The organism is Burkholderia sp. M6-3 (genome assembly GCF_050858985.1).
In the GTDB taxonomy this organism is placed as follows: domain Bacteria; phylum Pseudomonadota; class Gammaproteobacteria; order Burkholderiales; family Burkholderiaceae; genus Paraburkholderia; species Paraburkholderia caledonica.
In genome coordinates this window covers 3,160,561-3,175,307 of the sequence record NZ_CP110090.1, presented here as the reverse complement: position 1 = coordinate 3,175,307, position 14,747 = coordinate 3,160,561, and the positions used below count along the sequence as shown (strand labels likewise).

The window sequence follows — 14,747 nt, the reverse complement described above, 5'->3', positions numbered from 1 at the left end:
CACTAAACGGCTGCGTGGCCGCATTTTGCGGCTTTCACGACCGGGCGACGGCGCATTTGCACGCTCACTTGCGGCCCGATTGACGACTGGATGTGCAGCCGCGCATTGGGCTTTGTGCGAAGCCGCGGCGCCGATGCCTTGTGGCTCCAGTCAACGCCTGGCCGCGCCTCACGCAGTGGCTGCAAAGCGGCCGGCTCAGTGATTGAGCTTGCCCAGCAGCAGATATTCCATCAACGCCTTTTGCACATGCAGACGGTTTTCGGCCTCGTCCCACACGACGCTTTGCGGGCCGTCGATCACTTCCGCGCTCACCTCTTCGCCGCGGTGGGCGGGCAGGCAGTGCATGAAGAGGGCGTCCGCATTGGCGCGCGACATCATCTCCGCGTCGACGCACCAGTCGGCAAAGGCCTTCTTGCGCGCTTCGTTTTCCGCTTCGAAGCCCATGCTGGTCCACACGTCGGTAGTGACGAGATCGGCGCCTGCACAAGCTTCGTTCGGATCGTCGAACTCCTCGAAAAACGGCGTGCTCTCCGCTGCGACCAACGCGCGGTCGAGCTTGTAGCCCGGCGGCGTGGACAGGCGCAGCTTGAAGCCGAGAATCTGCGCGGCTTCGATCCATGTGTACAGCATGTTATTGGCGTCCCCGACCCACGCAACCGTTTTTCCACGGATCGGACCGCGATGTTCGAAGTACGTAAAAATGTCGGCCAGCACCTGGCACGGGTGATATTCGTTCGTGAGACCGTTGATCACCGGCACGCGCGAATTTTCGGCAAAGCGCTGAATAATGTCCTGACCGAACGTGCGGATCATGATGATGTCGACCATGCGCGAAATTACCTGCGCTGCGTCTTCGATGGGTTCGCCGCGACCCAATTGCGTGTCGCGTGTGCTCATAAAGACGGCATGGCCGCCCAACTGGAAAATACCGGCTTCGAACGAGAGGCGTGTGCGAGTGGAATTCTTTTCGAAGATCATCGCCAGCGTGCGGTCGTGCAGCGGATGGTAAGTCTCGTAGTTCTTGAACTTGCGCTTCAGAATTCGCGCGCGCTCCAGCACGTACTCGTAGTCGTCTAGCGAGAAATCCTTGAACTGCAGATAGTGGCGAATTTTCTTGGCGGTCATGAAACAAATACGGCGGTCTCACCCGGCAGGATTGCCGGACGGCGCCGCCGTCGTTATGTGGTAACTCAATGCAGCATAAAGGATTTCGCCTCATTTGACGAGTCGGCGAAAAGGCCGGGAAAGCGCTTTGAAAGCCTAGTTGTGCTGTCGAAGCGAGCTTGTGTGCAGTGCGGAAAAAGGCCCGCTGCGCTATAATCTGCGGGTTATTCCAAGGCCCAGCAGGCCGGTGCTTCGCTTCGGCGGGGGCACGGCTCGTATGGCTCGCGCGGTCGGAAGGGCAGTTCGCGGTGCGCCGTCTCCACGTGCGTCACAGCGGCTCAGCCCGCCTCACGGTCTCCGTCGGCGCGGCTCTCTGGAGCGGCTCACACGCGAGGCTCAGGGTTTCGAAATCCGTTTTATCGCTTGCTGTCGCCGTCGTCCGCTGGGCAGTCACACAGGTATTCCTACATGGCCGAAGCAGCTCCAACCGAATATTTCATTCAGGGCATCACGTCGACGGGAAAGAAATTCCGGCCGAGCGACTGGTCGGAGCGGCTCGCGGGTGTGATGTCATCGTTCGGGCCGGGTGCGCGGAAAGGCCCGCACGCCTACATGCAGTACTCGGTGTACGTCCGGCCAACCATGATTGGCGACCTCAAGTGCGTGATTCTCGATTCGCGCTTGCGGGACATCGAGCCCATGGCGTTCGACTTTGTCATGAACTTCGCGAAAGACAACGACCTCGTGGTGACCGAAGCGTGCGAACTCGAACTCGAGCATGCTCCGCCGCCGCAAGCCAAACGGCATGTCATTTAAGGCACGCTGCGCTGGCTTTTCAGAATGCAAAAAACCCGCTGATCGCGGGTTTTTTTGTGCCGGCGTGGGGGCGGATCCAAGGCCGCTCTCTAGTCTTTCGCAGCAAACAAAAAAGCCCGCCAAAGCGGGCTTTCATGCGCAGCGGAAACAGGAGGTAGCCCGCCGAAGCGGGCTGACCGGAATTACTGTGCTGCGGACGCCTGCAGACCCTTGATGGCTGCGGCGAGGCGGCTCTTATGACGAGCTGCCTTGTTTTTGTGAACGATTTTCTTGTCGGCGATGATGTCGATGGTCTTCGACGATGCCTGGAAGATTTCAGCGGCCTTAGCCTTGTCGCCGGCGTCGATCGCCTTGCGCACTGCCTTGATAGCCGTGCGGAACTTCGAGCGCAGTGCCGAGTTGTGCGAGTTTGCCTTGGCGGCCTGGCGGGCGCGCTTGCGTGCTTGTGCGGAGTTAGCCATGACGGTTCCTTATCCTGTTCCTGTTTCCAGTACCTGACCTTCAAGTGGTGAGGCGCTGCTTTTAGATCCGAACTCTTGGAAGCGATTGCCCAAGAGCGCAAAAGTGTCGAAAAACGGTCGAACTACGCGAAGGCGGGCCGATGTTTGCGGCGCCATGTTCCGGCGTATTGCAGACCGGCAGCAGATAACTGGTGCCAGCCTCAGCCCTATCCGGAAGCCGTCCGAGAACTGAGCGAGCTTCGAAACCGGCGATTATAGCAACAAAATCATGGACGTGGCAACGGGAATGCGCTGCCTGCGTGCCGCGCCTTGGTCGGCAGGATCTCGTGACCCGCGGTCCCAACGCTGTCCGCGGACCTACGTCATTCGCAACCGCCCGTGCGCGACGCAACAAAAAACGACGCAATTCGCCGCCGCGCCGCGAACGTCTGCCGGGTAAATCGGTCCGAATCGCTTCCGGCTCGTCGTCCGCATCTGCGGCACCCTTATAATAAGCGCCCCATGAATCTATTCCGAGCCCTGCTGACGGTCAGCGGCTTCACGCTGTTGTCGCGCGTGACCGGACTGGCCCGCGAAACGCTGATCGCCCGCGCGTTCGGCGCCAGTCAATACACTGACGCGTTCTACGTCGCCTTCCGAATTCCGAATCTGCTGCGCCGCATCTCCGCCGAAGGCGCGTTCTCGCAGGCCTTCGTGCCGATCCTCGCCGAGTTCAAGAACCAGCAGGGGCACGACGCCACCAAGGCGCTCGTCGACGCCACTTCGACGGTGCTCGCCTGGGCGCTCGCCGTGCTGTCGCTGATCGGCGTCCTGGGCGCATCGGGCGTCGTGTTCGTGGTTGCCTCGGGTCTCGCCCACGAAGGCCAGGCCTACGCGCTCGCGGTCACGATGACCCGCATCATGTTCCCGTACATCATCTTCATTTCGCTCACGTCTCTCGCGTCGAGCGTTCTGAACACGTACAAGAATTTTTCGCTGCCCGCGTTCGCGCCGGTTTTGCTCAACGTCGCGTTCATCGTCGCCGCGGTGTTCTTTGCGCCGCGAATGCACACGCCGGTCTATGCGCTCGCGTGGGCCGTGATCGTGGGCGGCCTGTTGCAGTTCCTCGTGCAGTTGCCCGGTCTGAAGAAGATCGACATGGTGCCGCGCATCGGCCTCAATCCGGTTCGCGCGCTCGCGCATCGCGGCGTGAAGCGCGTGCTTTCGAAGATGGTGCCGGCTATGTTCGCCGTGTCCGTTGCGCAGATCAGCCTCATCATCAACACGAACATCGCGTCGCGGATCGGGCCGGGCGCCGTCTCGTGGATCAACTACGCCGACCGGCTGATGGAGTTCCCCACGGCGTTGCTCGGGGTGGCGCTTGGCACGATCCTGCTGCCGAGTCTCTCGAAGGCGCATGTCGACGCCGACCCTCACGAATATTCGTCGCTGCTCGACTGGGGCTTGCGGGTCACGTTCCTGCTGGCCGCGCCAAGCGCAGTCGCGCTCTTCTTCTTCGCCGAACCGTTGACGGCCACGCTGTTTCACTATGGCAAGTTCGACGGCAACTCGGTCGTCATGGTGGGGCGTGCGCTCGCCGCCTACGGCGTTGGCCTGATCGGCCTGATTCTGATCAAGATTCTCGCGCCGGGTTTTTACGCGAAGCAGGACATCAAGACGCCGGTGAAAATCGGCATCGGCGTGCTGGTGCTCACGCAGTTGAGCAACTATGTGTTCGTGCCGATCTTCGCGCATGCAGGGCTCACGCTGAGTGTCGGGCTCGGGGCTTGCGGCAACGCGCTGTTGCTGTTTCTCGGATTGCGCAAGCGCGGTATCTATATGCCGTCGAGCGGCTGGCTCAAGTTTTTCGTGCAGTTGCTCGGTGCGTGCCTCGTGCTGGCCGGCCTGATGCATTGGCTCGCTCAGAGCTTCGACTGGATCGGCATGCATGACCGGCCGATCGACCGTATCGCGCTGCTGGGCGCCTGCCTCGTGCTGTTCGCCGCGCTATATTTCGGTATGCTTTGGCTGATGGGCTTCAAATACGCGTATTTCAAAAGGCGAGTGAAGTGATTACGATGACGCGGGTTCTCGACTATTTCAGCACGCTCGTCGCCGAAGACGAAAGCTTGCCGCTGACGGAGGCGGCGCTCTCGCTCGCGCAAGATGCTTACCCCGACCTCGACTTGCAAGGCACGCTGGCCGAGATCGACGAACTCGTGGTGCGCCTGCAGCGCCGCATGCCGGAGGACGCCGACATCCGTCAGAAGGTCGGCGTTCTGAACCGGTTTTTCTTCCGCGAGCTCGGATTCGCGAGCAATCTGAACGACTATTACGACCCGGACAACAGCCACCTGAACGCGGTGCTCAAGCGTCGCCGCGGCATTCCAATTTCGCTCGCCGTCCTGTATCTGGAAATGGCGGAGCAGGTTGGCATCCCGGCGCGCGGCGTGTCGTTTCCGGGACACTTCCTGTTACGCGTAACGACACCTGACGGCGACGTGATGCTCGATCCGACCAGCGGACATTCGCTGTCGGAGTCGGAAATGGTCGACATGCTGGAGCCGTACGTCGCTTCGGCTGGCGAATCGGTGAGCAGAGCGCTGCGCATGCTGCTGCAGCCGGCCACGCGGCGCGAAATCATCGCGCGTATGTTGCGCAATCTGAAGTCCACGTATTTGCAGACGGAGCGCTGGCAGCGCCTGCTTGCCGTCCAGCAGCGCCTCACGATTTTGCTGCCGGAGAGTATCGAAGAGATTCGCGACCGCGGATTCGCGTACGCGCGCCTCGACTATCTGCGCCCGGCGCTCGAAGACCTCGAGCGCTATCTGGGCGAGCGCCCGGATGCCGAAGACGCGACGGTCGTCGAGTCACAGTTGCAGGAACTGCGTCAGCGCACGCAGCATAACGATCGCGACTAGCAAATAGCGAACGGCGCTCGCGAGCGCTTCAGAATAAAACGCCTGCACATGCGTCATGTGCAGGCGTTTTTCGTTGTCGCCGCAGGAATTTGCGGCGCAGGCGGTTGTTACTTCGGCTGCATGCGAATGGCGCCGTCAAGACGGATCACTTCGCCATTGAGCATCGGATTATCGAAAATCTGCTTGGCAAGCATTGCGTATTCCGCCGGCTTTCCGAGGCGCGGGGGGAACGGCACCATTGCGCCGAGCGCGTCCTGCACCTCTTGCGGCATGCCGAGCAGCATCGGCGTTTCGAAGATGCCCGGCGCGATCGTCATGACGCGGATCGCATTGCGCGACAGGTCGCGCGCGATAGGCAAGGTCATGCCGACCACGCCGCCCTTCGACGCCGCATAAGCTGCCTGGCCGATCTGACCGTCGTATGCGGCGACCGAGGCGGTATTGATGATCACGCCCCGTTCGCCGTTGGTGTTCGGCTCGTTTTTCGACATGGCGGTAGCCGCGAGCCGGATCATGTTGAACGTGCCGATCAGGTTGATCGAGATCGTGCGCGTGAACGAGTCGAGCGGATGCGGGCCGTCTTTGCCGACCGTTTTGACGGCGGGCGCAACGCCCGCGCAATTCACGAGGCCGCGCAGCGTGCCCAGCTTCGTTGCAGCGGCAACTGCTTGCGTCGCGTCGTCTTCGCGGCTCACGTCGCATTTGACGAAAATGCCGCCGAGTTCTTTGGCAAGGGCGTCGCCGGCATCCTGATTGAGGTCGGCCAGCACGACCTTGCCGCCGTTCTCCGCGAGAAGGCGCGCGGTGGCGGCCCCGAGACCCGATGCACCGCCGGTGATCAGGAATACGTTGTCGCGAATCTCCATGTTTCCTCCTTTGCTCGATATGGTAGGTAAGTCAGATTGAATCGGCTTTCGATGATTGATAATCCCACAACGCCATCGCCGGAGATCAAATAAAAACGTCCGTGCGGAAACGCAATAAAAAACCCGCCGAAGAGGGCGGGTTTTTCGTGTCAGCGAATGCTAAGGGGCCGATTACTTCAGCGCGTCGAACACACGGTCGCGAATTTCCTCGACCGTGCCGAGGCCCGAAATGCGACGGTATTGCGGCGCCCGCAGCGGCGTGCTTGCGTCGCCGTTTTTCGCCCAACCGTTGTAATACTCGATCAACGGCTTGGTCTGCGCTTCATACACTTGCAGACGCTTCTTGACCGTTTCTTCCTTGTCGTCCTCGCGCTGGATCAGCGGCTCGCCGGTGACGTCGTCGATTCCTTCGACCTTCGGCGGGTTGAACTTGACGTGATATGTACGACCCGACGCCGCGTGCGAGCGGCGGCCGCTCATACGTACGATGATCTCGTCGAACGGCACGTCGATTTCCAGCACGTAGTCGATCGCGACGCCCGCCTGCTTCATCGCCTCTGCTTGCGGAATGGTGCGCGGAAAGCCGTCGAACAGATAGCCGTTGGCGCAGTCCGGTTGTTGCAGACGCTCTTTCACCAGGTTGATGATCAGTTCGTCTGTGACCAGTTCACCAGCGTCCATAAAGCGCTTTGCTGCCAGGCCGAGCGGCGTGCCAGCTTTGACGGCCGCGCGCAGCATGTCACCGGTGGAAATTTGCGGAATGCCGAATTTTTCCTTGATGAAGTTTGCCTGAGTGCCTTTACCCGCGCCGGGCGCACCCAAAAGGATCAAACGCATGTGTATCTCCAGATCTATGTGAATTCTTTGGGGCGCTGCAAGCATCCCACGAGGACGAGGGACCCGCGTCGGCTACCGTCTGGTCTCGCGCTGCACGTCGAAGACGGCGCTGCAAGAAACACACACGGCGCGACGGGGCAAACCCAGGCTCTCGCGAATAACGGGAGGTGCGCACAAGCGTCCGATTATGCCATGGGTTTTTGCGCTCAAGACCCGAATAAAGCCCGCACGCGCGCCAGATCCGCGGGCGTGTCCACGCCCGGAAGCGGCACCTCGGGCGTGATCAGGACCGCAATGCGCTCGCCGTGCCACATCGCGCGCAATTGCTCGAGCGCTTCGACCTGTTCGATAGGCGAGATCGCGAGATCGGGATACGTGCGCAGGAACTTGGCGCGATACGCATACAGCCCGATGTGCCGATGAACCACCGCGGGCGCGGGCGGCACGGGCATCGACGCGACGTCGGGCCAGTGCGGCCGATAAGCGTCGCGCGCCCAGGGAATCGGCGCGCGTGAGAAATACAGTGCCACGCCGCGCGCATCGAGCACGACCTTGACCACGTTTGGATTGAAAATCTCCGCCGCGTCGACGATCGGATGCGCGGCAGTAGCGATCGCGCAGTCGTTTCTTGCCGCGAGGTGCGACGCGACGCCGCACACGAGAGCCGGATCGATCAGCGGTTCATCGCCTTGCACATTGACGACGATCGTCTCGTCGCTCCAACCGAATTGCGACGCAACCTCGGCAAGGCGGTCCGTGCCCGACGGATGGTCGGCGCGCGTCAACACGGAATCGAACCCATGCTCGCTGGCCGCATCGAGCACCGACTGGGCGTCCGACGCGATCAACACCTGCTGCGCGCCCGACTCGCGTGCGCGTTCGGCGACCCGCACCACCATCGGCTTGCCACCGATATCGGCGAGCGGCTTGTTGGGTAATCGGCTCGACGCCAGGCGCGCGGGCACAACGGCGATGAACGGGGGCGTGGCGGGGTTGGTGTGATTCATCGGAGAGATGCGCGCAAGGGTGGAGAGGACGGGAGCAGGGACGCGGTGGGACTGAGCCAGCAAACGCGAGACACGGGAGCCGGCAAACCGGGCTTGCACGGATAAAGCCCAAGACCTGGCCGATAACGCGAAGTCGACATTGCCGGCGGCAGATCGACAATGCAACGGGCACAGAAACCAGCCCACGATGCATCCGCGCTCGCGGCGCGCTTTGCGCCACCTGTCAGGCATTAACCCAAATGCGCTCTACGCGATATCCCTTCGCTAGCCAGACCCGCGTTAGGCGACCGAACCAGGATTCAGGTCGACCGGCGTGCCTTCGACAGTTTGGCGCGCCTCGTCGACCAGCATCACCGGGATGCCGTCGCGGATCGGATACGCGAGTTTGTCGGCGTTGCAAATCAGTTCCTGCGCGGCACGGTCGTAGCTGAGCGGGCCCTTGCAGATCGGGCAGACGAGGATTTCAAGCAGGCGAGCGTCCACGGACTTTCTCCACAACTAATGCAATGAGGCGATGATCGAGCGCGGCTTCCACGGGAACGACCCAGATGCGCGCGTCGCGCCAGGACCCTAATTTTACCGCATCCTTTTCGGTTATCAGGATGGCGTCGGCGTCAGCGTCGGTGAAAGGATTGCGCTCGAAAGCGTAGTGATCCGGCAGCGCGCGAGTTTCAGGCGCAAGGCCCGCGGCGCGCAGCGTAGCGAAGAAACGTTCCGGCGCACCGATGCCCGCGGCGGCCAGCACCCGGTCGCCGCTGAACTGCGCGAGCGGACGGCGCAGCGCGGGATTCCCGAGATGCCACGCGTCGGCGGGTGCGAGTTGCAGCGAGAAGGTGTTCGGCCACGCAGGCAGCGTTTTCGCGTACGGGTCGTTGATCAGCGTGGCGTCTCGACGACGCGAGAGCGGCTCGCGCAGCGGCCCTGCCGGCAGCAGAAACCCGTTGCCGCCAAGCCGGTGATCGAACACGACCAGTTCGGCGTCGCGTGCCAGCCGGTAATGCTGGAGGCCGTCGTCGCTGACAATCACGTCGACGTCCCGGTGCGCCGCGCACAACGCCTGCGCAGCCGCCACGCGGTCCGGGCACACCCAGACTGGCGCGCCGGTGCGGCGCGAGATCAGCAGTGGCTCGTCGCCGCCGACACTTGCTGCCGATGCAGGCGTCACCGGCGTGGGCGTCTTCACGCGTGCGCCGTAACCGCGCGACACGACGCCAGGATTGAAGCCGACCCCGCGCAACGCTTCGACTAGCGCGATCACGGTCGGCGTCTTGCCGGTGCCGCCGACTGTCACGTTACCGACCACCACCACAGGCACGCCCACGCGCACCGACTTCAGCCAGCCGAGCGAGAATGCGGCGCGGCGCATCCCGGCGACTGCGCCGAACATGCAGGCAAGAGGCGTCAGCGACCATGCGAGGGGTCCGCGGTGTTGCCACTCGCGGGTAACCCGCGTTTCCAGGCGATCGAGAATTCCGCTCATCGGCAAAGCGGACGAGCTAGCGGCGCACCGCTCGCGCGTCGGTTCAGGTGCAGCGGCGTGAAGGCGCCAGGGGCAATGCGCGGGACAGGCATGAACGCGATTCTCCGGACGGTCGAAGTGTGGGGCCGAGTGAGCACAGGTTGAGCACGAAAGGGCGCAAGCGGGTCGACACCGCGCCTAAGCGCCGCCCGGGTCTGCTGTGCTGTGCAACCCGCCACTCTAGCGCGCACGCGTCCCAGCCCGCAAGTCGCGGGCACGACATCCGATGCATCGGTTTCGTTTAGCCGGTTATTTGCGGCCTGTGGATAACTTTGTGGAGAACTGCACCGCCACCGGGCCGCGAAGGCCGTTGCAAGCCCTTCGCATCGGCAATCATTCTCATTGCCCATCAGTAAAATTCATATAAATCAACGAGATGGTTCGGATTTTCGTAGTCCTGCGGTCTCTTTGGCGGCATCGGCTTGGTAAGTCCCGACATGTGGACACTTTTGACATTTTGCGCGGCCTGCTGGACGCCGATGGCTGCTCGGTCTATCGTCTGTCCGGCCAGTCCCAACAGGTTTCCATGCATGAATTCCGATAGTTCTTTTAATTCGCCGACGCTGCCCGGCGGCGAAGTCGTCGTTCCAGTTTCCGCTTTGAACCGAGCGATCGGCACCATGCTTGAACGCTCGTTTCCGCTCGTGTGGGTCGCAGGAGAGGTGTCGAATTTCACGCGTGCCGCGAGCGGTCACTGGTACTTTTCAATCAAGGATGCGCAGGCGCAAATGCGTTGTGTGATGTTCCGCGGCCGTGCGCAGTACGCGGACTTCATGCCAAAGGACGGCGACCGTATCGAAGTGCGGGCCCTCGTCACGATGTACGAGCCGCGCGGCGAGTTGCAACTCAATGTGGAGGCGGTGCGGAGGACCGGGCAGGGGCGTCTTTACGAAGCGTTTCTGCGGCTCAAGGCGCAGCTGGAGGCCGAAGGGCTTTTCGCCGCAGAGCGCAAACGCGCGTTGCCTTCGCATCCGCGTGCAATCGGCATTGTCACCTCGTTGCAGGCGGCTGCGCTGCGCGATGTCCTTACAACGCTGTCACGTCGCGCGCCGCATATTCCGGTGATCGTGTATCCGGCGCCGGTGCAAGGTGTGGGCGCGAGCGCAAAGCTGGCGGCGATGGTCGATGCGGCCAGCGCGCGGCGTGAGGTGGACGTGTTGATCGTATGCCGTGGTGGCGGTTCGATAGAAGATCTGTGGGCCTTCAACGAAGAAGTGCTGGCCCGCGCGATTGCAGAAAGCGCGGTGCCGGTGGTCAGTGGCGTCGGTCACGAGACCGATTTTACGATTGCCGATTTCGCCGCCGATATGCGCGCGCCGACACCCACGGGCGCCGCCGAACTGGTAAGCCCGCAACGCGTGCTGTTGTTGCGCGAACTCGATCATCGGCACGCCGCGCTCGCTCGCGGCTTCGGCCGGATGATGGAGCGGCGCGCCCAGCAACTCGACTGGCTTGCGCGCCGGCTCGTGTCGCCAGCCGAGCGTCTTGCGCGGCAACGCATGCACCTGCAGCAATTGAGCGCGCGGCTCTCGTCGGCGGGCGCGCGACCAGTGCGCGACGCTCGAGCGCGTTTTTCGTTGCTGCAGATGCGTTGGCAGCGTTGGCGTCCCGACCTCGCCGCGCATCAGGCGAAACTCGACAATCTCACGCAACGACTCGATGCCGCGCTGTTACGCCAACATGAGCGTCAGGCCTCGCGCATCTCGACACTGGCCGCACGGCTCGAAGTGCTGAGTCCGCAGCGCACGCTCGAGCGCGGCTATGCCGCGGTGCTCGATGCCCAATCCGGTCGTGCGGTGCGAGCGCCGTCGTCGTTGAAACCTGGCCGCCGCCTGACCGTGCATCTCGCAGAAGGCGCCGCCGATGTCGCGCTCGCGGATGTGCAACCACGTCTCGCGGACGGTTTCTGACATTGCGCTGACACCATGCAGCGCGCGTACTTTTGACTGTGCGTTGTACCGGTTTCAGGTCTAACGCGAGCAGTAATTACGCGGTTTTGCAGGCAATTCGCCGATGCCGGACATAAAGTCCGTTCGTTTGCGGGGTTATTCCAAGTCGCCTACAATCGAGTGCTCTGAAGCGTTATCCGCAGACTCCCCACAACAGATACAGACTGAAGGAAAGCACCATGGAACATACGCTCCCGCCGCTGCCGTTCGCGAAAAACGCACTCGCTCCGCACATGTCGGAAGAGACGCTCGAGTTTCACTATGGCAAGCACCACCAGACCTATGTGACCAACCTGAACAATCTGATCAAGGGCACGGAATTCGAGAATCTGTCGCTCGAAGAAATCGTGAAGAAGTCGTCGGGCGGCGTGTTCAATAACGCGGCTCAAGTGTGGAATCACACGTTCTTCTGGAACAGCCTGTCGCCGCAAGGTGGCGGCGCTCCGACCGGCGCGCTGGCCGACGCGATCAACGCCAAGTGGGGCTCGTTCGACAAATTCAAGGAAGAGTTTGCGAAGACCGCTATCGGCACGTTCGGCTCGGGCTGGGCATGGCTCGTGAAGAAGGCAGACGGTTCGCTCGACCTCGTGTCGACAAGCAACGCAGCTACCCCGCTGACCACGGACGCTAAGGCGCTGATCACGATCGACGTGTGGGAACACGCGTACTACATCGACTACCGCAACGCACGTCCGAAGTTCGTTGAAGCTTACTGGAACATCGTCAACTGGGAATTCGCGTCGAAAAACTTCGCGTGAGTCGACAGTGAGCATAGCAACGATCCCGCGGCTTAGTTAATAAACGGCAGTGTCGTTGTGCTCAGACTCTAAGCTGGTTGCGATTTGAGCCTTAAGCGTAAGCAGAAATAGAAGCCCTCCGTGTGAGGGCTTTTGTTTTTCTCGCTGGCTGCAATTTACGGCTCGCGTGCTTACAGCAACTTTGTCACCGGTCGTAATCGTGCGAGTATAAAAGGGGCGCTGCTTAGGCCGCTTGCGCGGCTTTGTGTGTCAGCGCAAAACATATGGTAACTGTTCGGTAAACATAGCGCGCGCCGATTGGTCTAACGTGTGTTCTCCCAATTCCTTGCTACTCGCGCCATCATGATTTCAAGTCTAAAACCAGTGCGCGCCGCGCTGCCTCTCGGGGCCGTTGCGCTTGCACTGCTGGGCGGCTGCGCCGTTGTGCCGCCGAGCGGTCCCACGGTGGTGGCTCTGCCGCGCAGTGGCGAGCCGCTCAGTCAGTTCCAGCAAGACGATTACACTTGCCGTGACTATGCGTTCCATTCGTCCGATGTAGCCGGCGCCTCGCAGAGCGCGACCACGAGCAGTGTCAACAGCGCAGCGGTGGGCACGTTCGGCGGCGCGGCAGTCGGCGCACTGTTGGGCGCGGCGGCGGGCAACCCCGGCGCGGGCGCGGCCATCGGCGCGGGCAGCGGTTTACTGATCGGCGGTGCTGCTGGCGCGAATGGCGCACAGTACTCGGCGAACAGCCTCCAGGCACGGTATGACGCAGCCTACGCGCAGTGCATGACGTCGAAAGGCAACACCATCTCGCAGCCGCAAATGCCGGTCTACGCGCCGCAGCCGGTGTATGCGCCGCAGCCCGTCTATGTCGCTCCGCCGCCGCGTTATTACGGGCCGCCGCCGGTCATGTACTCGCCTTATCCGTACTACTGACCGTAGGTCTTGCATACGCGCGCATGAGCCGCGTCCGGCACATGCGCAGATGGATGAATGGCGCGAGCTATTCCGCGTCGCTGCTTCCCGCCGTCTTGCGCGGCCGGCGGTTGCGTGACGATGCCGTCTTTCGTGCGGCTCTCTTCTTCGGCGCTGGCGTTTCCTCTGCGACGGCTGACGATTCCGCAACTGACGGCGCGGTTTCCGCGGCACTGTCCGATTTTTGTGCTGCAGTCTTTCGCGCTTTCTTCGCGGCCGGTTTGCGCGGTTCGCGCGGCCTACGACGTTGAGTCTGCGTGTCGTCCGCCTGCTCCGCCTCGGCACTCGCGACTGCTTCGGCTTCGCTAGTCGTCATGTTGTCCGGTTGCGCGGCGGGTGCTTGAAGCAACTCCGACGAGGAATCCATGCTTGCCTGCGCGGGTGCCTGCCTCAATCCAGTATCCGGATCGCTTTGACTGGCCGCGCCGTAGTCGTCTTGTCGAGCAGAGGTTCCGGCGGATTCGTAGGGGCTTTCCTGTGCGACTTCGCGCGTGACTTGCTGGCTCGCTCCTCCTTTCCGGTTGCCACGGCCCCGACGACGCTGATCATGCTTACCGCCTGTCTCGGCTGTCACCGTTTCAGCCGCCTTAGGCTCGACAAGCTGTTCAGCAACCTGTGCGGTATCGGCACGTTCGCTCGCATGTTCAGTCGCCTGCTCGCCCGCACTTTCTCCGAGCACGTTCGAGACCGTGCTCCGGTACACATAGGCGCCTGACTTCTCGTCGCGGCCGAATTCCAGCAGTCCGCGCGCGTGCGCCTCCTCCAGCAGATTGCCGAACGCGCGAAAGCCATAATACGTCTCGTTGAAATCAGGCTTACGACGCTTGATGGCGTTTTTCAGTACTGACGCCCAGATTTTTCCGCTGTCGCCGCGCTCGGAAGCGAGTGCGTCGAACGTTTGCACTGCAATCTCGACGGCTTTAGTGCGACGCTTTTCGAGGTCTTCCTTGCTGCGGCTTTTATCTTCTTCCTGCGATGGCTTGCCGGTCGGCTGAGCCGCCTTCTGCGGCCTTGACGATTCCCGCTTCGCAACTGTCCGTTGACTTTCCCGGACGAGGTCGTCGTAAAAAAAGAACTCGTCACAGTTTGCGATTAGGAGGTCTGACGTGGATTGCTGCACGCCGACGCCAATCACCTGTTTCGCGTTTTCGCGCAGTTTCGACACAAGCGGTGAAAAGTCCGAGTCGCCGCTGATGATGACGAATGTATTGACGTGTGATTTGGTGTAGCAAAGGTCGAGCGCGTCGACGACCAGCCGGATATCCGCGGAATTCTTGCCCGATTGGCGCACGTGCGGAATTTCGATCAATTCGAAGTTGGCCTCGTGCATTGCGCCTTTGAAACTCTTATAGCGATCCCAGTCGCAATACGCTTTCTTTACGACAATGCTGCCCTTGAGCAGCAGACGTTCGAGCACCAGCTTGATATCAAACTTGTCGTACTTCGCGTCGCGCACGCCCAGCGCGACATTTTCGAAGTCGCAGAAGAGCGCCATGCTGACGGTTTCATTGGATGACGCCATGTAAATCTCCATTGAAGCGCTCGTCGATGTCGACGAATCGCGACCATGATA

The 14,747-nt window shown here is 61.7% G+C and carries 15 protein-coding genes; 6 read left to right on the top strand and 9 right to left on the bottom strand.

Features of this window, described 5'->3' with window-relative positions; genetic code table 11:
* Positions 1-195: 195 nt before the first annotated feature.
* Complete coding sequence (gene argF / locus OH764_RS13745) at positions 196-1,125, bottom strand: ornithine carbamoyltransferase (protein ID WP_498847164.1); 930 nt, start codon at positions 1,123-1,125, stop codon at positions 196-198.
* Positions 1,126-1,572: 447 nt separating this feature from the next.
* On the opposite strand from argF, the gene OH764_RS13740 reads away from it, so the two are divergent.
* Positions 1,573-1,920: a DUF3579 domain-containing protein gene (locus OH764_RS13740; protein WP_498847163.1), complete on the top strand. Its 348-nt coding sequence runs from the start codon at positions 1,573-1,575 to the stop codon at positions 1,918-1,920.
* 182 nt (positions 1,921-2,102) lie between these two features.
* Here the strand turns inward: OH764_RS13740 and rpsT are convergent, their stop codons facing one another.
* Positions 2,103-2,381 carry a 30S ribosomal protein S20 gene (rpsT, locus tag OH764_RS13735; protein WP_020069158.1) on the bottom strand — a complete coding sequence of 93 codons (279 nt, stop codon included), beginning with the start codon at positions 2,379-2,381 and terminating at the stop codon, positions 2,103-2,105.
* Positions 2,382-2,882: 501 nt separating this feature from the next.
* Here rpsT and murJ point away from each other — a divergent pair.
* On the top strand, positions 2,883-4,433 hold the full coding sequence (gene murJ, locus OH764_RS13730) for a murein biosynthesis integral membrane protein MurJ (protein WP_087752904.1): 1,551 nt from the start codon (positions 2,883-2,885) through the stop codon (positions 4,431-4,433).
* A gap of 5 nt (positions 4,434-4,438) precedes the next feature.
* Positions 4,439-5,281, top strand: a complete 843-nt coding sequence (locus OH764_RS13725; RefSeq protein ID WP_498848827.1) for a SirB1 family protein — start codon at positions 4,439-4,441, stop codon at positions 5,279-5,281.
* 107 nt (positions 5,282-5,388) lie between these two features.
* Here OH764_RS13725 and OH764_RS13720 read toward each other — a convergent pair whose 3' ends face one another.
* From OH764_RS13720 to OH764_RS13695, 6 genes are all read right to left on the bottom strand, one after another.
* Entirely contained in the window at positions 5,389-6,147 is a 759-nt protein-coding gene (locus OH764_RS13720; protein WP_498847162.1) for a 3-hydroxyacyl-CoA dehydrogenase, read from the bottom strand.
* A gap of 171 nt (positions 6,148-6,318) precedes the next feature.
* Complete coding sequence (gene adk / locus OH764_RS13715; protein WP_498847161.1) at positions 6,319-6,984, bottom strand: nucleoside monophosphate kinase; 666 nt, start codon at positions 6,982-6,984, stop codon at positions 6,319-6,321.
* A 206-nt stretch (positions 6,985-7,190) separates the two neighbouring features.
* Positions 7,191-7,991, bottom strand: coding sequence for a 3-deoxy-manno-octulosonate cytidylyltransferase family protein (kdsB, locus tag OH764_RS13710; RefSeq protein ID WP_498847160.1), 801 nt, complete (start codon positions 7,989-7,991; stop codon positions 7,191-7,193).
* 279 nt (positions 7,992-8,270) lie between these two features.
* On the bottom strand, positions 8,271-8,474 hold the full coding sequence (locus OH764_RS13705; RefSeq protein WP_007180583.1) for a Trm112 family protein: 204 nt from the start codon (positions 8,472-8,474) through the stop codon (positions 8,271-8,273).
* Positions 8,455-9,471, bottom strand: a complete 1,017-nt coding sequence (lpxK, locus tag OH764_RS13700) for a tetraacyldisaccharide 4'-kinase (protein WP_498847159.1) — start codon at positions 9,469-9,471, stop codon at positions 8,455-8,457. The genes OH764_RS13705 and lpxK overlap by 20 nt, the downstream gene beginning before the upstream one ends.
* Before the next feature lie 388 nt (positions 9,472-9,859).
* Positions 9,860-10,132, bottom strand: coding sequence for a hypothetical protein (locus tag OH764_RS13695; protein WP_498848858.1), 273 nt, complete (start codon positions 10,130-10,132; stop codon positions 9,860-9,862).
* On the opposite strand from OH764_RS13695, the gene xseA reads away from it, so the two are divergent.
* From xseA to OH764_RS13680, 3 genes are all read left to right on the top strand, one after another.
* The gene (gene xseA / locus OH764_RS13690) at positions 10,041-11,420 is read left to right on the top strand and encodes an exodeoxyribonuclease VII large subunit (RefSeq protein ID WP_498847158.1); all 1,380 of its coding nucleotides are present in this window, start codon (positions 10,041-10,043) and stop codon (positions 11,418-11,420) included. The genes OH764_RS13695 and xseA overlap by 92 nt on opposite strands.
* A 218-nt stretch (positions 11,421-11,638) precedes the next feature.
* Entirely contained in the window at positions 11,639-12,217 is a 579-nt protein-coding gene (sodB, locus tag OH764_RS13685; protein WP_006050063.1) for a superoxide dismutase [Fe], read from the top strand.
* A gap of 342 nt (positions 12,218-12,559) precedes the next feature.
* Positions 12,560-13,135, top strand: coding sequence for a glycine zipper family protein (locus OH764_RS13680; protein WP_498847157.1), 576 nt, complete (start codon positions 12,560-12,562; stop codon positions 13,133-13,135).
* Between the two features lie 67 nt (positions 13,136-13,202).
* Here OH764_RS13680 and OH764_RS13675 read toward each other — a convergent pair whose 3' ends face one another.
* Positions 13,203-14,696 (bottom strand): NYN domain-containing protein, encoded by a 1,494-nt coding sequence (locus OH764_RS13675; RefSeq protein ID WP_498847156.1) that lies wholly within the window; start codon positions 14,694-14,696, stop codon positions 13,203-13,205.
* Between the last annotated feature and the right edge of the window lie 51 nt (positions 14,697-14,747).